A 17,716-nucleotide genomic window follows, 5' to 3' on the forward strand; every position below is an offset into this window, starting at 1 on the left:
GGAACGGCATGCTAGTGCCCTTCCCGTCGATCCTGGAATCCCCGGGTCGCTCCTAGAGTCGCTGGCCTTCGAAAGGCAGCGTCAGGTGGTAGCCGTAACGCCCGCGCCGCACGAGCAACAGCACGCTACGTCCCCGTCGCGCCGTCAGCAGGGCTTCACGGAAAGTGTCACCCGTCGGGACAGGCTGATTGTTCATCCGCAACAGCACGTCCCCCGGCTCCAGCCCAATCTCCGAGGCGGCGGACCCCGGCCGCACGGACGCGATCGCCATCCCGCCCTTGCTCTCCTTCACGCGGAGTCCCAGCTTCTCCCACGCCAGGGTTTCAAGCAGGCGAGCAGGAAATTCAACCGGCGTGACCTGCACCGTGCGGCTTGAGCCTGCTCGGAAGAGCACCAAGGGGAAGACCGAGCGGGCCGGATAACCGCGCACGCGCGAGTCGAAATCCTCCGCGTCCTGGATGCGCGAGCCGCCCAGTTCCGTGACCACGTCGCCACGCTGCACACCGGCCTGCGCGGCGGGGCTGTCCGGATCCACGTTCGTCACGATGACGCCGTACGTGCGGTCCCACCCGAGCCGCGCGGCCACCTGCGCTCGCAGGTCCGCCGTGTCCATGCCCACCCACGCCGGGCGCACCTTCCCGAAGCGCGTGAGCTCCTCCACGATGCGCCGCACCTTGTCCGCCGGGATGGCGAAGCCGATGCCCTGGCCGTTCGCGTAGATGGCGGTGTTGATGCCGATGATCTCTCCGTCCACGTTGAGCAGCGGCCCGCCGGAGTTGCCCGGGTTGATGGCCGCGTCCGTCTGGAGGAAGTCGTTGTAGACGCGGTCGTCCGCGCGGAAGGTGCGGCCCGTGGCGGACACCACGCCCGCCGTCACCGTCTTGCTCAGGCCGAACGGGCTGCCAATGGCCACCACCGTCTCGCCAATCATCAGGTCGGAGCTGGTGCCCAGCTTCGCGGTGGGCAGGGGCTCCTTCGCGTTGACCTTGAGGACGGCCAGGTCGTTGTTCGCGTCGCTGCCCACCACCTCCGCGTCGAAGGTGCGCCCGTCCGCGAGCACCACGTGGATGGCGGAGGCGCCCCGGATGACGTGGTCGTTGGTGACGATGATGCCGGACGCGTCGATGATGGCGCCGCTGCCCAGGCCGGTGATGCGCTGGCGCGTCTCCGGTTGAGCCATCCCCTGGCCGAAGAACTCCTCCAGCGGCGAGCGCGGCCGGCCCCGGAAGCGCGACTCCACCTCCTGCTCGGTGCCGATGTAGACGACCGCCGGGGAGACCTTCTGCACCACCTCCACCACGTCGCTGCGCCGGCGCGACAGGTCCGCGTGTGCCGGAAGCGCCAGCACGAGCCCCGTCAGCAAGAGCCCCCACCGGATGTGTGCTGCCCTCATGCCCTTCCTCCATACGCCGCCGGAAATTGTCTCCCGGAAGACAGTCTGAATGTCGGGAAGGCCGCAGCCATTCCCTGGGTGTCTGGAAGCGGCGTCCGGCTCTTCATAGACCAGATGGCGCGGCCGTGATCGAACGCACTTCAGGCAGAACGTCCCTGCCCCGGCCCGATTGCGGCCCGGGAGCACAGGGCGGGCCCTGGGCGTCCCGGCGCGGCGAGTTGCTTGATGCCCGCGGGGGCCGAGGGAGTGGTTGCACATGAGTCTCGTCCTGGTCGCGGATGATGAACCCGCGGTGCTGGAAGTCCTGAGCCAGGTGATTGAGGACCTGGGGCACGACGTGGTGCGCGCACGGGATGGCGAGGAGGCCCTGGCGCTCGCTCGCGCCCACCGGCCGAGGCTGGTGGTGACGGACCACATGATGCCGCGGATGAGCGGCATGGAGCTGTGCAGCCGGCTGAAGCAGGAGCCGGGCCTGCGCGAGGTGCCCATCATCCTCTTGAGCGCCGTGCTCCAACAGGGCTCGCCGGATGCGGCCGCGTTCCTCAACAAGCCCTTTGAAATCACCGACTTCGAGACGCTGATCCACGACGTGCTGGAGAAGGCCCCCGCCGTGCCCGCGGAGCCCTCGACGCCGGTGGAGGCGCTGAGCCGGTGGGTGGCGCAGTCGCTCCAGGGACCGCTGGAGGCCGCGCGCGAACAACTGCGCACGCTCCGCGACCTGCCGCCGCCCGGCAAGGGCGCGGTGGAGGCGCTGAGCACGCAGCTGCAGTCACTGGAGCGGATGGGCCACTACCTCCAGGACGCGGCCCGCCTGAGCGCGGGCAGCGTGACGCTGCGGCAGGTGGAGGGCGACCTGCGCCGGCACCTGGAGGCCTCCGTCGCAAGGTGCCGCACCGCGGGGCCCGGGGTGCCGGTGGAGGTGAGGGTGCCCCCGGAGGCGGTGGGCCTGAGATTCGACCCGGAGCGCCTGGAGCAGGTGTTCGACGTGCTCCTGTCGAACGCGGCCCGGCAGGGTGGGGTGCGCGTGGAGCTGGAGGCGTCCCCGGAGCAGGTGCTGGTGCGCGTGAGCGACCGGGGGCCGGGCATCCCGGAAGCGGAGCTGCCCCGGCTGTTCCAGCCCTTCCCGGAGGGCCCCGCGCGAGGAGAGGCGCTGGGGCTCTACGTGGCCTCGGAGCTGGCGAAGCTGCACGGCGGCGCGCTCTCCGCTGAGTCGCGCCCCGGGCAGGGCGCGACGTTCAGCGTGTCCCTGCCGCGCGTGGCCTGAGCGTCAGGCCTTCTGCGACTTCAGCATCCAGCCGATCATCTTGTAGAGCAGGCGGGCGCCCACGTTGGCGTCCCACTCGCTGCCTTCCGGGTCGGGGGCCACTTCGGTGAGGTCGAAGCCGACGATGGTGCGGCCCGAGCGCACGACGCCCGCGACGAGCGCGGTGGCCTCCGGGAAGGACAGGCCGCCGGGGACGGGCGTGCCGGTGTTCGGGCACAGCACGGGGTCCAGGCCGTCGATGTCGAAGGACAGGTAGACCTGCTGCGGCAGCTTGTCGACGATCTGCTTCACCTGCTGGTTCCAGGGCAGGCCGTCGAAGCGGTTCTGCTGGAGGACGGCGTCGTAGAAGGCGTGGATGCGGCCGCCGGAGCCCTCGATGTAGCGGTGCTCGTTCTCGCTCATGTCGCGCAGGCCCACCTGGACCAGCGTCTTCACGCCCGGGATGCGCTCGCACACGTTGTAGAAGATGGAGGCGTGCGACCAGGTGAAGCCCTCGTACGCGACGCGCAGGTCGGCGTGCGCGTCCAGGTGGAGCACGCCCATGCCGGGGTACTTCTCCGCGTGGGCCTGGATGATGCCGTAGGAGATGGCGTGGTCGCCTCCCACGGCGGCCACGCGCTTGCCCTGCTCCAGCCAGTGCTTCGCGGTGCGGTAGACGTGGTCGTTGAGCTTCTCGCTGAAGCCGTTCACGTCCTTCGCGGCGGCGAGCAGCTCGGCCTCGCCGGACTCGATGCCGCCCGCTTCGATGACGAGCTGGGCGCGCTCCTTGGCGCGTTCGTTCCATTCGTGCAGCTCGGCGGGGGCCTCCAGCATGGCGATGCCGCGCTCGTAGGGCCGGCCGGTCTCCACGTCGAACAGGTCCACCTGCTTGCTGGCCTCCAGCAGGGCGGCCGGACCGTTGGACGTGCCACCGCCGTAGCTGGTGGTGGCCTCGAAGGGCACGGGGATGACGACGACGTGGGCCTCGTCGGGAGAGTGGGGGAGGCCGAAGATGCCGGAGCCCGGCTGCGCGGCGGCGGCGGGGTCGAAGTGGGTAGCCATGGCGGCGCAGGATACGGTTCCGCTCCCCGGGCGCAATGACTTCGGTGGCGCCTGGCGGCAGGGCAGGGAGGAAACGGATGGCGACGCGGAAGAAGACGGTGGCGAAGCGCAGGGGACGGCTCACGGTGGACGACGTGCGCGAAATGGCGCTGGCCCTGCCGTCGACGGAGGAGCGCCCCTCCTACGGCACGCCCGGTTTCCGGGTGAGCGACACGCTCTTCGCGCGGGTGCTGGATGACGACTCCATCGTCATCCAGGTGGACTTCGACCACCGCGAGGCCCTGCTGGATTCCAAGCCAGACATGTTCCAAGTGACGCCGCACTATCAAGACTGGCCCATGGTCATCGTGCGTCTGAAGACCGTGAATCGGCGCCTGCTGCAAGCCCTGCTCAAGGAGGCCTGGCGCCGGTGCGCTTCCGCCAAGGTGCTCAAGGCGCAGGAGCCCGCCGTCGCCGCTCCCAAGCGGGCAGCGAAGAAGGCCGCCGCCCGCAAGCGGACCGTGTAGCGGCTCTCAGTCCCAGCGAACGACGATCTTCCCCACGGTGCCGTTGCCCGCCATCCGCTCCAGCCCGGAGCGGAGCTCCGTCATGGGCAGCACCGCATCCACCACGGCCCTCAGCGCGCCCGAGTCGAACAGGGGCAACAGCTGCCGCTCCGCCACCTGCGTGAGCAGCATCTTCTCCTCGGCGGGCCGGCTGCGCAGCACCGTCCCCGTGAGCGTGAGCCGCTTGCGCATCACCAGCCCCAGGTCCAGCTCCGCGCGCGCTCCCGCCACCGAGCCCACCTGCATCAGCCGCCCCCGGGGCGCCATGGCCTTCACGGACTCCGGCAGGTAGGCGCCGCCCACCAGGTCCAGGCACACGTCCGCGCCCCGGCCTCCCGTCGCGGCCAGCACCGCGTCCGCGAACACGGGCGGGTTGCTCTCACACAGCACCGTCTGGCCCACGCCCCACTCGGAGGCCCGTGCCAGCTTGTCCGCGCTCCGCCCCGTGCCCACCACCCGCACGCCCATGGCCCGGCAGAGCAGCGCCGCGGCGGACCCCACGCCGCTCGCCACCGCGTGCACCAGCACGGCCTCCCCGGGCCGCAGGTCGGCCTGGAGCACCAGCGCGTCATAGGCCGTGAGGTACGCCTCCGGCAGCGCCGCCGCGTCCGCGAAGTCCAGGCCCGTCGGCATGCGCAGCACCTCGCGCTCATGCGTCGTGAGCACCTCGCTCCACGCGCCCCCGCCCACCAGCCCCATCACCCGGTCGCCCGGCTGGAACTTCCGCGCACGCGGGCCCACCGCCACCACCTCGCCCGCGTACTCCAGGCCCGGCACGTCCTGGGGCGCGTCGGGTGGCGGCGGATAGGCGCCGCGCACCTGGAGCAGGTCCGCCCGGTTGAGCGCGCTTGCCCGCACCCGCACCTGCACGTCGTACGGCCCCGGTACCGGCTCCGGCCGCTCGTCGAACGCGAGGACCTCCGGACCGCCCGGCTTCGTGATGCGCACGACCTTCATGACCCTGCCCCCTTCAGCGAGGAAACCCACCACCGTTACAACAACAACCGCGTCACCAATCCGAAGTACGCCAGCAGCGTCACGTTGTCGGACACCGCCAGCACCAGCGGCGCCGACGCCAGGTGCGGATCCACCTTCAGCCGCTTGAAGAGGAACGGCAGCACCCCGCCCAGGCACGACGCCAGGGTGGCGGACACCGTCACCGCCACGAACAGCGCCAGGGGAAAGCCGAACCCCGGTGAATAGACGCGGCCGAGCAGCGCCACCACCGCCGCCGCCATCAGCCCGGCCAGGCTCGCGGCCAGCACCTCGCGCGTCACCACCTTCCGGTCCACCTCGCCGTGGGAGACCATCGACACCGACACCGCCGTTGTCTGCACGCCCAGGCTCTCCGACAGCACCAGCACCATGGGGATGAAGGCGCTCACCACCACCAGCTCCGCGACCGTGCGCTCGAACAGCCGCGTCGTCGTGGCGGCCAGGAACCCGCCGGCGATGTTCACGAGCAGCCAGGGGAAGCGCTTGAGCGCCATGCGCACCGGCCGCGTCTCCCGCTCCTCGCCCTGGGGGAGGCCCACGAAGCGGTAGACCTCGTCGCGCACGCGGCCCTCCACCTCGTCGAAGAGCGTGTCGGAGAACGCGTCCACGAACTGGTTCATCTCCACCACGCCCACGATGCGCCCGTCCGCGTCCACCACCGGGAACGCCAGGAAGCGGTAGGTGACGAAGAAGTCCTCCACCACCGCGTCGGACGCGTCCACCGGCAGCTTCACCACCCGGGTGAACATCAGCGACGCGATGCGCTCGCCGGGGTCCGCGCGGATCAGCTTGCGGATGGGCACCACGCCCACCAGGCGGCCGTCCGGGTCGCACGCGTAGCAGTAGAAGATCTCCCCCGTGCCGGGGTGGGTGCGCAGCTTCTCCAGCGCCTGGGCGACCGTGTCCTCCACGCCCACGGCCGTGAAGTCCCGCGACAGCCGGTCGCCTTGCAGCAGCGTGTGAGCAGTCTCCGAGGGTGTCTGCACGAGGCGCGGCACGAAACGTCCTGGCCCGCCGGAGCGTCAAGGCTTATCTAGGAGTCCATCCACCATGCCACTCGCGCCGTGTCCCATCTGTCAGAAGCCCGTGCCTCCGCGCCCGGAAAACACCTCCCAACCCTTCTGCTCCCGCCGCTGCCGCGCCGTGGACCTGGGCCGCTGGCTGGGCGAGGAGTACCGCGTGCCCGACCGTCAGGCCGAGCAGCAGGAGGACGAGCTGCCCTCCGACGGTGAGACGCGCCGTCACGACGCCTGAGCCACCGTCCGGCGCCGGAAGCTTCCCGGCCCGGTCGAGCGACAGGGCAGGGGAGCGGGCCGCTGGAGGGCCCGCGCCCATGCGCCCCGGAGGGCAGGGGGCAGGCGTGCCGCTGGAGTCGCGGAGAGAGTGACGGTATACCCGCCTGCCGTGAAACGCGCCGTCAACCTCATCGCCAGCCTGCTCGTCACCGTTGCCTTCATGTGGTGGGCCTTCCGGGACACGGACGTGTCCACGCAGATCGCCAGCCTCAAGGCGGCCAACTACGCGTGGCTCCTGCCGTACTTCCTGTGCCTCGCCGCCATCCACGTCTTCCGCGCGCTGCGCTGGGGGGCGTTGCTGTCGGGCCTGGAGCACGTCCCGTTCCGCAAGCTGAACGAGGCGTCCGGCATTGGCTTCATGATGCTGCTGGTGCTGCCGTTCCGCCTGGGTGAGTTCGCCCGGCCCTTCCTCATCGCCCAGCGCAGCTCCATCCGGCGCAGCGCGGCCATGACGTCCGTGGTGCTGGAGCGCATCGTGGACGGCCTCTTCGTCGCGGCGCTGTTCCGCGTGCTGCTCTTCTTCGTCCCGACGGAGACCCCCGAGGTCCGGTACGTGAAGCTGGGCTCGTGGCTGATGTTCGCCGTGTTCGGCGGCGGCCTGATGTTCCTGCTCCTGGGCCTGTGGCAGCAGGAGCGCACGGTGCGGCTGGTGCGCGCCACCGTGGGCCGCTTCTCCCCGGGCGTCGCGGACAAGGTGGCGGACGTCGTGGACACCTTCGTGGGGGCCATGCGCCAGCTCCCCGACCGCAAGCACATCGCGCTCTTCTTCCTCTACACGTTCGCCTACTGGGGCGTGAACGGCCTGGGCATGGCGCTGCTCGCGCGCGCGTTCGACTGCTCCGGCGCGGCGCCGGGCGTCGTCTGCGAGCCCATGAACCTGTCGCTGTTCCAGTCCTACATCGTGATGTGCGTGCTGGTGGTGGGCGTGATGATCCCCGCCGCGCCCGGGATGATGGGCACCTTCCAGGCCGCGACGAAGGTGGGCCTGGGGCTGTTCCTGCCCGCCGCGATGGTGAACGCGCACGGGCTCGCGTACGCGAACGTGCTGTGGCTGTGCCAGACGGTGCAGCAGATCGCCTTCGGCCTCATCCTGCTGTCCATCAGCCACATGTCCTTCCGTGAGCTGGCGGGGAAGATGAAGAAGGACGACGACACCTCGGTGTCGCGCTCGGTGGCCTGAGGCCTTCCGTCGCTACGGGGCGGGCCGGGGCGCCGGTCCCCCTTCGGAAGGCGGCGGGACCTGCTGATTGCGCACGCTGTTGCGCACCTGGTCGGTGACGGCGGCCGGGTCCACGGTGCCCTTGAAGGTGCCAAAGGGCGTCTCAATGCGCTGCTCGTGCCGGCCGTCGGTGCCCGGCGGGCCGCACCAGGCCTTGTCCTGTTCCTTCAGGGATGCCACGGGCGTGTGCACCGCGGTGCGCGTCTCGGTGGTGGACTTGGCCACGAGCACCTGGTCGCGCATGAGCACGCAGTGGTCCTCGTCGAAGTACCAGGCAGACGAGCCGTCCGTGAACTCCTGCGCCCGCACCGGTCCCTTGCCCATGGTGTCGGCCACCTGGGCGGCCGTCATGCCGGGGTAGAGCTTCTCGAAGCCGGGGGTGGCGCAGCCGGTGGCGGCCAGCGCGAGGAGGGCGGTCAGCAGGGCGGGACGCATCAGGGGCGCGGCTCCTGAAGAAGGGGAGGCCTGCGACCCTAGCGTGTTCCCCCGCGGCGGCTCCAGGGAGGCCCTGGAGGCGGCAGGGGAAGGGACTACAGCTCCTGCTCCAGCCAGCGCCGCAGCCGTTCACGCAGCGACAGCGCACGGCGGCGGGGCAGGAGACCGCTCACGACTCGCCCTCGGTCTTGGCGGGCATGCGGCCGTACTTCGACAGCAGGTCCTCCACGGCCTCGCGCAGGTACTCGCTCTGGTGGATGCGGGTGCGCCGCGCCAGCTCGCGCAGCTTGTGCACCTGCTCCTCGGGAACGAGGACGTGGGTGGAGACGATGTCGGCCTCGGGGCTTCGGACCTCACCGGGTTCCACCGCGGACGGGGACGACGGAGCGTCGGGGCTCAGCGGGCTGGCGCTTCCATCCTGCATCGGGCTTCCTCCAGAATGCTGCTACAGGCCGCTACCGACCTGGCGTGGGCATTAGGGGGCCGGCCTCTCGTGTCGTCAAAAAAAGGAACACCCGACGTCGCCGGTTGACCTGGCACCGGGTGCGCTGCTACTGGCACATCCACGTAAGGGGAGTAGTTCCCGCCCGGTAGCGATGGGCGGAGGGGCGCTCGACACACTGGCTGGTGACAGCCCGGGCCCCCATCTCGCTAAGCGCGGGACGAACGAGACCTTCGGACAGGGATTCATGCTCCCTGGCCGAGGTCCGTCGTGCGCGCTCCTCCCTGACGCGCTCCACCACGACGCCCTCCGCGCCAGGGACTGGGATGGAGTGCCATCGTGTCGTTGGAAGCCATTGTCGGTTCATTCGTCCTCGTCGCCGCCAGCGAGATGGGCGACAAGACGCAGCTGCTGGCGTTCTCCCTGGCGTCGCGCTTCCGCAAGCCGTGGGCGGTGCTGGGCGGCATCTTCGTGGCCACGGTGGCCAACCACGCGTTGGCGTCGTCGGTGGGCACGTGGGTGTCCACGCACGTCCCCGCGCGGGTGATGGCGCTGTTGCTGGCGGTGATGTTCCTGGGCTTCGGCCTGTGGACGCTCAAGCCCGACACGCTGGACGAGGATGGCGCCAGGCCCCCGCGCTTCGGCGCCTTCCTCACCACGGTGGGGCTCTTCTTCATCGCGGAGATGGGGGACAAGACGCAGCTGGCCACCATGGCGGTGGCCGCGCGCTACCAGGCCCCGGTGCTGGTGACGCTGGGCACCACCGCGGGGATGCTGCTGTCGGACGGCCTCGCGGTGTTCCTGGGCGACCGGCTGTCCGGGCGGGTGAACATGAAGTACGTGCGCTGGGTCACGGCCGCGCTCTTCTTCCTCTTCGGCTGCGTGTCGCTCTGGACGGCCTGGCGAAGCTGACGAGGCGCGACGCAAGGCCCCGGCGTGCAGGGACGCCGGGGCTTCGCCCGAGCTTCGGGCAGCGGCTACTTCGCCTTCAGGCTCGCCGTGTCGATGACGAAGCGGTAGCGCACGTCGTTCTTGAGCATGCGCTCGTAGGCCTCGTTGATCTTCTGGATGGGGATGACCTCCACGTCGGAGGCGACCTGGTGCTTCGCGCAGAAGTCGAGCATCTCCTGCGTCTCGCGAATGCCGCCAATCATCGAGCCGCCCAGCTTGAGCCGGCGGGGGATGAGCGAGAAGGCCGCCAGGGGCGTCGGCGCTTCCGGCGCGCCGACGATGATCATCGTGCCGTCCGTCTTCAGCAGGTTCAGGTAGGCGTTGTAGTCGTGCTGCGCGGAGACGGTGTCGAGCACGAAGTCGAAGCTCCTCCGCAGCGTCTTGAACGTCGCCTTGTCGGACGTGGCGGCGAAGTGCGCGGCGCCCAGGGCGAGCGCGTCATCGCGCTTGGACGGCGAGGTGCTGAGCACCGACACCTCCGCGCCCAGCGCCTTGCCCAGCTTCACGGCCATGTGGCCCAGGCCGCCCAGGCCCACGACGGCCAGCTTGCTGCCCGCCTTCACGCCGTAGTAGCGCAGCGGCGAGTACGTGGTGATGCCCGCGCACAGGAGCGGCGCGGCGCGGTCCAGCGGGATGCCCTCCGGGATGCGCACCACGTACTTCGCGTCCACGGTGATGTGCGTGGAGTAGCCGCCGTAGGTGGGCTGCCCCTCGTAGTCGCGGCCGTTGTAGGTGTTCACCGAGCCGCGGTCGCAGTACTGCTCCTCGCCCTTGAGGCACTGGGGGCACTCGCGGCAGGAGTCCACGAAGCAGCCCACGCCCACGGAGTCACCCACCTTGAACGTGGTGACGGCGCTGCCCACCTTCGACACCTTCCCGACGATTTCGTGGCCCGGCACCATCGGGAAGAGGGCGCCGCCCCACTCGTCGCGGGCCTGGTGGATGTCGGAGTGGCACACGCCGCAGTACTGGATGTCGATGAGCACGTCCTGGGGACGCGGCTCGCGGCGCTCCACGGTGAAGGGGCCGAGCGCGGCCTTCGCGCTGGGTGCGGCATAGGCGGAAGTGGTGGGCAAGGAAGGCTCCTGATGGGAAACGAAACAGGGGCGACAATGTAATGACGCGGGCGCGCCCGTGCTGGAGAAAGCAAGGGAGTGGACCTGCCTGGGGGGCGTCCGTAAGACTCCCCGTCCATGAGCCAGGAACGCCTGCAGCAATCCCTCTCCGCCGGTCCCCACCACCTCCTCTCCCAGTTGATCGGCAACTGGGAAGGTGTGGCGCGCACCTGGTTCGAGCCCGACAAGCTGGGGGATGAGTCACCCATCTCCGGCAGCTTCCGGAGCGTGCTCGACGGCCGCTTCGTGGTGCACGAGTACACGTCGTCGCTGGGCGGCAAGCCGCTGTCCGGGATCGCGACGCTGGGCTACCACCTGGACGGCCGGCAGTTCACCATGTCCTGGGTGGACACCTTCCACGTCGGCACGGACATCATGACCCTGCTGGGCGCGGCCGGGGTGAGCGACCGCTTCTCCGTGCTCGGCACCTACTTCACGGGCGAGCAGTCCCCCCGCTGGGGCTGGCGCGTGGACATCCAGGTGACCGGTCCGGATGCGCTGGTCGTCACGCACTTCAACATCGAGCCTGGGGCGGAGCCGCAGAAGGCCATTGAAATCCAATACAAGCGGCGGGGCTGAAGAAGGGCCACGGAAGCGCGCTTCTACGGCACCTGCTGGGGCTTTTGAGCCAGGACGCGCGCCTCGTGGCGGCCGGAGTCCGTCCAGCCCTCGGTGAATGAGAGGGATTGGAGCCCCTGGAGCAGGGTGGGCAGCTCACCCTCCTCCAGGAGGAAGCGCGCGGACGGGTGCGGATGGCGTTGCAAATTGCTCCGGGTGGGCTGGGCGAAGACGAACAGCCCGCCCGGCGCGAGCAGTCCCGGCACCGCGGCGAAGAGCGGCCGCCAGAGGTAGTTCAAGCACACGACGAGGTCGAACGGACCGGGCGGCAGTGCCTCTGTTTCCAGGTCCAGGCGCAGGCGCGTGAGGGAGACGCCCGCGTCGCGCGCCAGGCCTTCCGCCTGCGCCAGCGCCACGTCGGAGATGTCCACCAGCGTGACGTCCAGCCCGCGCTGCGCGAGCCAGCACGCGTCGTGTCCCGGGCCGCCGGCCAGGTCGAGCGCCCGGCCTTTTCGGGGCAGCCGGTCCGCGAGCGAGCGGAGGAAGTCGGAGGGCTCCCGCGGCACGGAGGCCTGCTGGTAGCGGTCGTTCCAGCGCTGACGATCCTCCTGGGACATGGCTCGGCTCGGCTCCTTTGGGCGCGGCGGGGAGTTACTTCCGGGTCATCAATCCGTTGAGGGACGGATAGCTGGCGGCGGCTTCGAACAGGCTTGGGGAGTGTCCCTCGCGGAGGAACGCGGAGGCGAGCGCCCCGGCCCGGCCCCAGATGGCTTCCGGGATGGCGGAGCCGGCGCTGAGCCGCCGCACGCCCAGCCGCTGAAGCTCCGCCGGGGCGGGGAGGTCCGGCCGCGCGAGCACGTTCACGGGCAGCGGGGTGCCCCGGGTGATGGCCTGGATGTCGGCCGCGTCCGTGATGCCCGCGACGAAGAGGCCATCCGCGCCGGCCTGCTGGTAGCGGGCGGCGCGGGCCAGCGTCTCCTCCACGCGGCGCTCGGGCGGCACGAGCTTGCGCAGGTAGACGTCCGTGCGCGCGTTGACGAAGACGTCGATGCCCAGGCGCGCGCCGGCCTGCTTCACGCGCTCAATCTTCGCGGCGAGCAGCTCCGGAGGCCCGTTGCCGTCCTCCAGGTTGCAGCCCACGGCGCCCTCGGACAGCAGCCGCGCCACGTTCTCGCCGGCGGCGGCCGGGTCGTCGGAGTAGCCCGCTTCGGCGTCCACGGTGAGGGGGACACGGATGACGCTGGCGATGGCGCGCACCGTGGCGACGAGCGCCTCCACGGGCAGCGCGTTGCCGTCCGGGTGGCCCAGGGCCCAGGCGACGCCCGCGCTGGTGGTGGCGATGGCCTTGGCGCCCAGGCTCTCGAAGAGGCGGGCGCTGCCGGCATCCCAGGCATTCGGAAGCAGGAGCAGGTCCGGACCCTGGTGCAGCGCGCGGAAGGTGCTGGCGGTGTCTGGACGGGAGGTCATGCGAGGAGGCTCCGGTGAGGGGTTGAGAGGGATTCAGGCGTGGGTCTGCTCATGATCGAGCAGCCAGCGTTTGCGTTCCAGCCCCCCGGCATAGCCGGTGAGTGAGGCATTGGAGCCGACGACGCGGTGGCACGGGACGACGATGCCCACGGGATTGGCGCCATTGGCCATGCCCACGGCGCGAATGGCCTTGGGGCGCCCGATGCGCTCGGCGAGCCGGCCATAGGAGGTGGTCGTGCCCGCCGGAATCTCCCGGAGGGCGCGCCAGACCTCGCGCTGGAAGGGCGTGCCGGCGGTCTCCACGGGAAGGGAGGCGATGGCGGACAGGTCTCCGCGCAGATAGGCCTGGAGCGCGGAGGTCCGGCCGGAGGGGTCGCGCGCGGGCTCCAGGACGCAGCCGCCCTCGCCGTAGTGCAGGCGCAAGAGCCGGTGCATGCGGGCCTCGTAGCCCTCCCAGTCCAGCGCGCGCAGGCGGCCTTCCTCATCACAGACAAGGAGCGCCACGCCGGTGGGGGTGGGCGTGGAATCAATGAAGAAGCGCAGGCGGTCAGGCATGGGCGTGTCGGCGAGCGGAGGAGGTGGGAGTGCGTGAGGGTTGAGCGCGAAGGCTGGCGTTGTCGCGCCGGGGCTCACGGGCTTGGAGGGCCACCGAGGTCCAGAGGTGCTGGGCGGCGTACGCGCGCCACGGGCTCCAGGCTTCGGCGCGTTGGAGGAGCGCTTCGGGCGTGGGGCGCGGGCCTCCGGGTTCCGTCGCGGCGCGAAGCAGGGCGACGTCGGAGGCGGGAAAGGCATCCGTCTCCCGGACGGCGCGGAGGGCGATGTACTGGGCGGTCCACTCGCCGATGCCAGGCAGGCGCGTGAAGCGGGCCACGGTGTCCGCGAGCGACGGGCCGGGCTGGAACAGCGTGGGATCCGCCACCACCGCCGCGGCGAGCCCGGAGAGCGCCCGGGCCCGAGCGGCCGGCATACCCATGCCGGTGAGGTCCGCGTTGGCGAGGGCTTCGGGACGGGGGAAGGCGCGCAGGAGCCGGGCGTCGCCGGTGAGCGCCGGGTCCAGGCTTTCGCCGTGCCTGTCCAGGAGCCGCTGCCCCAGCTGCCGCGCGGCGAGGGTCGTCACCTGCTGGCCCAGGATGGCGCGGACGGCCAGCTCGAAGCCGTCCCAGCCGCCCGGGGCGCGAAGGCCGGGACGCGCGGCGAGCAGCGGCGCGAGCAGGGCATCCGTCGACAGGTGCGCGCGGATGGCCTCCACGTCCGCGCCCACGTCGAAGACGCGCCGGACCTGGGCGACGACGGAGGGCAGCATCCGCACGTCGCTGACGCGCAGGGTGGCTCGCAGGGCGTCGAGCCCCGGAGCAGGGGACACCTCCACGGCCCCCTGGCCCCAGGCGTTCGTGAAGGTCCGCAGATAGCGGCCCGGCTCGACGTGCTCCATGCCGGTGAGCGCGCGGGCCGCCAGCCAGGCCATCAGTGCGTCCCAGTCGTAGGGCGGCCGGTACGGGATGAGGAGCGTCACCACGGGGACGGCGGAGGCCGCGGGGGCCGTCCGTGCACGGCGCATGACGCCCGGAGGACGGCCGTAGAGCGACCGGAAGACGGCGTTGAAGCGCCGCACGCTGCCGAAGCCGGACGCGAGGGCGACCTCGGCCATGGACAGGGACGTCTCATGGATGAGCTGGCGCGCGAAGAGCATGCGGCGCGTCTGGGCCACGGCGACAGGGGAGGCGCCCAGGTGCTGCTGGAACAGCCGCCGCAGCTGCCGGTCCCCGACGCCGAGCCGGCCCGCCAGGACGTCCACGCTGGCGTCCTCGGCGTCGAGCAGGCCGTCCGCGATGAGGGCCAGGGCGCGCGAGACGGTGACGGAGGTGCCGCGCCAGGGCGCGAGGGAAGGGGAGGTCTCCGGCCGGCAGCGGAGGCACGGCCGGAAGCCGGCCTCCTGGGCGGCGGCGGCGGTGGGGTAGAACGTGCAGTTCTCGAAGCGGGGCGCGCGGGCCGGGCAGATGGGCCGGCAGTAGATGCGCGTCGTCTTCACGGCGGTGAAGAACCGCCCGTCGAAGCGGGAGTCCCGCGTCGTCAACGCGCGGTAGCAGGCGGTGGGGTCCAGGCCGTCCATGGGGGAAAGGTCACACGCCGGGCCCGGGATGTCTGGCCGTTTTCGGACGTGGACGTGGGCCCCCTCCGCCGTGCCTCCCGGAGCCAAGGACCCAAAGAAAAAGCCCCGGAATCACTTGGGAAAGTGACTCCGGGGCTGCTTGATGGCCAGGGTCAGACTTGAACTGACTACCTGCGGATTATGAGACCGCCGCTCTAACCAGGTGAGCTACCTGGCCGTGAAGCCCCGCCCGTATACCGGGCCAGGGCCGTGACCGCAAGAACTTCGGACGGGGGCCAGAGCGCGTCCTGACAGAGCGCATCCACCCTCCCGGCCCCGGCCCGGGCGCCTGCAGGGCCGAGGAGCCAGCAGCCCCTCGACGAGGCAGCTGGCGACATCCACCCGCCGGCCGGCGAGGAAGCCGTGGCGCACCTCGAAGAGACGGCCATCGAGGCTGACGACGCCGTCGCGGGAGACGCTGCGGCGCCCCTGCACGGTGAGGGCCTCGGCCAGTTGCGTCTCGGAGACGAGGCGCGGCTGGTGGGAGCCCCAGGCAATGCCGGGCGTGTCGCCCATGCGTGAGGCGTGCGGCTGCGAGTCGCAGTGGCGGGCGAGGAAGGTGTCGAGGCGACGCTGGACTTCGGCGAGAGACTGCGAGCGGTCCGGGCGTAGCCGTAGGGGTAGGCGACCTCGTCATGGCCGGCCGAGCGCACCCGGAGGGTGTTCAGCACTGTCTGCCGCTGATAGGCCCCGGGGGCGGCCAGCCTGCGCGCGTAGCCGAGTTGCAGCCGCGTGCCCCGCCCGTCGTCCGCCTCCTGAATCAGTCCGGTGGGCGCGGCGTCGAGCGCCACCGTACGCGCCTTGCCCGCCACCAGGCAGTACAGCTCGGCGTTGCCGCTGCCGACGACGTCCGCGGCCAGCGGCGCCTGGACGCCCATCCCCAGGGACGCGAAGGCGCCCACCGGCTGGGCGACGAACCCGTCGCCGGTGTTGGCGTACAGCGTCGAGGTGCCGCTGCCCGGGCTGTAGGTCAGCGCGTCGGCGAGGCCGTCCTTGTTGGCGCCGGTGAAGGTGACGTGCAGCCCCTGGATCGAGGCGAGCTGCTGTCATTGAAACATTGAAACCATGATGACTCGCCGAGGGTGGCTGACTCAGCAGGTCGGAGGAGGGTGCCAAGTCATCTCAAGCAGGCCAATTTGCTCATCCATGCTGGCGCGGCACGGCTGAGCAGGAACAAGACGGCGGGTGAACCTGCCCGACTTGCAAGGTTGAGGTTGAGGTGCCGTCCCACTTCGGGACGCCACGAGATTGGCTCAATGAGACGTTGCCCGAAATGAGAGAAGGGGTTGATGGAAGATCCCCATCAACCCCCCTCTGATACTTCGGAAACGAGGAACGACCAGCTTCTACAGCTTGCATCAAAACACCCGACGACTAACGCGCCTTCGGGCCGCCGCGAACGTGGATCTTGATCTTCATGTCGTGCCTCCTTTCGATTTAAACGCTAAGTGAACATGAAGCTGGATGTCAAATCGAGCCAGGCATAATTGTGCAACGCATTGCGGCGACGTGGACGAATTCCGCGTCGCATCAAGATGCCGTATTCAGACAATGGGGACGTGAATCACAAAGCAGGGGCCGAGGTGTTGACACGGCGTGACCATTAAGGCGACCTTGGTTCGAGGACCATGGCATATCCCTTCGAGCGGACCCTTCGTTCCCTGAACTACGAGTCGGACACGCGCCTCGTGTTCGTCGCTCTGATGGTGTTGTGCGTCGGCGGGCTCATCGCCTGGTCGCTGTTCGTCCAGGTCCCGCTCGTCAAGGCCAGCTCACAGGCCCGCATCGAGCCACACAACGCCGTCCATCGCATCGAGCCGCCCAGCGCGGGCAGGGTCGTGCACTCGCTGCTCAAGCTCGATCAGGAGGTCAAGGAAGGCGACCTTCTCATCGAGTTCGACGCACGGGCCGAGCGCCTCGAGCTCGAGCGGAGTAAGGCGACGCTCGCCGCGACCGAGAAGGAACTCGTCATCATCCGCCAGCAGATCACCAACAAGCACCAAGAGGCGGCTTTGACGGCACGGGTGGACGAGGTCGCAGTCCAGGAGGCCCTGGGGAGGGAGCAGGAGCTCGCGCCCAGGCACCGGCTCGCGGTGGAACGCGAGCAGCTGGCCCTCAAGAGCCCGACGGGCTCGGTCTCGGAGATGGAGAAGCTCGAGCGCACGACCGATGTTGACGCGCTCCGCTTCGCGCAGACGGCGCAGGGCCTGGCGCTCACCCGACTGCGGCACGAGCAGAACGTGCGCCGTCAAGCCCTCGCCGCGCAGCTGCTGGGACTCGAGCGCGAGGCGCTGGGCGCCGAGGGGCGGATCCGGGAGCTCCAGGGCACCATCGACCGCCTCGAGTACCAGATCGAGCGGAAGCTGTATCGGGCGCCGGCCACGGGCCACCTGGTCGACGTGGCGGAACTCGGCGCGGGAGCGTTCATCGCCGACGGGCAGCGGGTCGGCACCATCGTCGCGAGCGATGCCGAGGTGCGGGTGCGCGCCCGCTTCCCGAAGGAGGTCGTCGGATTGATCCAGCCCGGTCAAACGGCGCGCCTCAAGCTCGACGGCTACCCGATGACCATCTACGGGACGGTCCCCGCGAGGGTGACGGCCGTCGGGACCGAGCCCGGCCAGACCGCCACGCCCGAGGCCATCCCCGGGACGGTGCGCGTCGAGCTCAAGTTCGCACCGCCGGACGATCCTCGCATCCAGCTGCGCCACGGCATGACCCTGGCGGTGGAGGTCGAGGTCGCGCGGGCGTCGCCTGTCGCGCTGCTGATGCGGGCGGTCGGCGAATGGAATCCGCAGCCTGAAGAACAGCCCACGACCGTGTTCCGGCCCGAAGCCGAGGCCCGCTGA

The 17,716-nt window shown here is 70.5% G+C and carries 19 protein-coding genes and 1 tRNA gene; 8 read left to right on the forward strand and 12 right to left on the reverse strand.

Going from position 1 to position 17,716, the window contains the following annotated elements; genetic code table 11:
- Positions 1-52: 52 nt before the first annotated feature.
- A complete protein-coding gene (locus tag NR792_RS04120) occupies positions 53-1,393 on the reverse strand; it encodes a trypsin-like peptidase domain-containing protein (protein ID WP_375758760.1) in 1,341 nt (446 codons plus the stop codon).
- A 256-nt stretch (positions 1,394-1,649) separates the two neighbouring features.
- Between NR792_RS04120 and NR792_RS04125 the strand changes: the two genes are divergently transcribed.
- On the forward strand, positions 1,650-2,657 hold the full coding sequence (locus tag NR792_RS04125) for an ATP-binding protein (protein ID WP_375758761.1): 1,008 nt from the start codon (positions 1,650-1,652) through the stop codon (positions 2,655-2,657).
- 3 nt (positions 2,658-2,660) lie between these two features.
- On the opposite strand, the gene NR792_RS04130 is transcribed toward NR792_RS04125, so the two are convergent.
- Positions 2,661-3,698, reverse strand: a complete 1,038-nt coding sequence (locus NR792_RS04130) for an agmatinase family protein (RefSeq protein ID WP_375758762.1) — start codon at positions 3,696-3,698, stop codon at positions 2,661-2,663.
- Positions 3,699-3,775: 77 nt separating this feature from the next.
- On the opposite strand from NR792_RS04130, the gene NR792_RS04135 reads away from it, so the two are divergent.
- Positions 3,776-4,204 (forward strand): MmcQ/YjbR family DNA-binding protein, encoded by a 429-nt coding sequence (locus tag NR792_RS04135; RefSeq protein ID WP_375758763.1) that lies wholly within the window; start codon positions 3,776-3,778, stop codon positions 4,202-4,204.
- A gap of 6 nt (positions 4,205-4,210) precedes the next feature.
- Here the strand turns inward: NR792_RS04135 and NR792_RS04140 are convergent, their stop codons facing one another.
- Both NR792_RS04140 and NR792_RS04145 read right to left on the reverse strand, forming a co-directional pair.
- A complete protein-coding gene (locus tag NR792_RS04140; RefSeq protein ID WP_375758764.1) occupies positions 4,211-5,200 on the reverse strand; it encodes an NAD(P)H-quinone oxidoreductase in 990 nt (329 codons plus the stop codon).
- A gap of 35 nt (positions 5,201-5,235) precedes the next feature.
- Positions 5,236-6,237 (reverse strand): magnesium transporter, encoded by a 1,002-nt coding sequence (locus NR792_RS04145; protein ID WP_375758765.1) that lies wholly within the window; start codon positions 6,235-6,237, stop codon positions 5,236-5,238.
- A 52-nt stretch (positions 6,238-6,289) separates the two neighbouring features.
- Here NR792_RS04145 and NR792_RS04150 point away from each other — a divergent pair, with 52 nt between their 5' ends.
- Together NR792_RS04150 and NR792_RS04155 are read left to right on the forward strand one after the other, a co-directional pair.
- Entirely contained in the window at positions 6,290-6,493 is a 204-nt protein-coding gene (locus NR792_RS04150; protein ID WP_120526005.1) for a DNA gyrase inhibitor YacG, read from the forward strand.
- Positions 6,494-6,643: 150 nt separating this feature from the next.
- The gene (locus NR792_RS04155) at positions 6,644-7,714 is read left to right on the forward strand and encodes a lysylphosphatidylglycerol synthase transmembrane domain-containing protein (RefSeq protein ID WP_375758766.1); all 1,071 of its coding nucleotides are present in this window, start codon (positions 6,644-6,646) and stop codon (positions 7,712-7,714) included.
- A gap of 12 nt (positions 7,715-7,726) precedes the next feature.
- Here NR792_RS04155 and NR792_RS04160 read toward each other — a convergent pair whose 3' ends face one another.
- Complete coding sequence (locus NR792_RS04160) at positions 7,727-8,188, reverse strand: hypothetical protein (RefSeq protein ID WP_375758767.1); 462 nt, start codon at positions 8,186-8,188, stop codon at positions 7,727-7,729.
- A 169-nt stretch (positions 8,189-8,357) separates the two neighbouring features.
- Entirely contained in the window at positions 8,358-8,612 is a 255-nt protein-coding gene (locus NR792_RS04165; RefSeq protein WP_014396286.1) for a ribbon-helix-helix domain-containing protein, read from the reverse strand.
- 363 nt (positions 8,613-8,975) lie between these two features.
- Between NR792_RS04165 and NR792_RS04170 the strand changes: the two genes are divergently transcribed.
- Entirely contained in the window at positions 8,976-9,542 is a 567-nt protein-coding gene (locus tag NR792_RS04170) for a TMEM165/GDT1 family protein (RefSeq protein ID WP_375761565.1), read from the forward strand.
- 65 nt (positions 9,543-9,607) lie between these two features.
- Here the strand turns inward: NR792_RS04170 and NR792_RS04175 are convergent, their stop codons facing one another.
- Positions 9,608-10,657 carry an NAD(P)-dependent alcohol dehydrogenase gene (locus NR792_RS04175; protein ID WP_375758768.1) on the reverse strand — a complete coding sequence of 350 codons (1,050 nt, stop codon included), beginning with the start codon at positions 10,655-10,657 and terminating at the stop codon, positions 9,608-9,610.
- A gap of 117 nt (positions 10,658-10,774) precedes the next feature.
- Here NR792_RS04175 and NR792_RS04180 point away from each other — a divergent pair, with 117 nt between their 5' ends.
- A complete protein-coding gene (locus NR792_RS04180; RefSeq protein WP_375758769.1) occupies positions 10,775-11,275 on the forward strand; it encodes a DUF1579 domain-containing protein in 501 nt (166 codons plus the stop codon).
- A gap of 23 nt (positions 11,276-11,298) precedes the next feature.
- On the opposite strand, the gene NR792_RS04185 is transcribed toward NR792_RS04180, so the two are convergent.
- From NR792_RS04185 to NR792_RS04205, 5 genes are all read right to left on the reverse strand, one after another.
- Positions 11,299-11,871: a class I SAM-dependent methyltransferase gene (locus NR792_RS04185; protein ID WP_375758770.1), complete on the reverse strand. Its 573-nt coding sequence runs from the start codon at positions 11,869-11,871 to the stop codon at positions 11,299-11,301.
- A 34-nt stretch (positions 11,872-11,905) separates the two neighbouring features.
- Positions 11,906-12,721, reverse strand: coding sequence for an isocitrate lyase/phosphoenolpyruvate mutase family protein (locus tag NR792_RS04190; RefSeq protein ID WP_375758771.1), 816 nt, complete (start codon positions 12,719-12,721; stop codon positions 11,906-11,908).
- Between the two features lie 33 nt (positions 12,722-12,754).
- A complete protein-coding gene (gene ogt, locus NR792_RS04195) occupies positions 12,755-13,276 on the reverse strand; it encodes a methylated-DNA--[protein]-cysteine S-methyltransferase (protein ID WP_375758772.1) in 522 nt (173 codons plus the stop codon).
- Positions 13,269-14,831, reverse strand: a complete 1,563-nt coding sequence (locus tag NR792_RS04200) for an AlkA N-terminal domain-containing protein (protein ID WP_375758773.1) — start codon at positions 14,829-14,831, stop codon at positions 13,269-13,271. Before NR792_RS04200 ends, ogt begins: the two co-directional genes overlap by 8 nt.
- 143 nt (positions 14,832-14,974) lie before the next feature.
- Positions 14,975-15,048: transfer RNA gene (locus NR792_RS04205), tRNA-Ile, on the reverse strand.
- 623 nt (positions 15,049-15,671) lie between these two features.
- Between NR792_RS04205 and NR792_RS04210 the strand changes: the two genes are divergently transcribed.
- Together NR792_RS04210 and NR792_RS04215 are read left to right on the forward strand one after the other, a co-directional pair.
- Positions 15,672-15,839 (forward strand): hypothetical protein, encoded by a 168-nt coding sequence (locus tag NR792_RS04210; RefSeq protein ID WP_375758774.1) that lies wholly within the window; start codon positions 15,672-15,674, stop codon positions 15,837-15,839.
- Between the two features lie 659 nt (positions 15,840-16,498).
- Complete coding sequence (locus tag NR792_RS04215) at positions 16,499-17,716, forward strand: HlyD family secretion protein (RefSeq protein WP_375758775.1); 1,218 nt, start codon at positions 16,499-16,501, stop codon at positions 17,714-17,716.

The organism is Corallococcus exercitus, assembly GCF_042231735.1.
Taxonomy (GTDB): domain Bacteria; phylum Myxococcota; class Myxococcia; order Myxococcales; family Myxococcaceae; genus Corallococcus; species Corallococcus exercitus_B.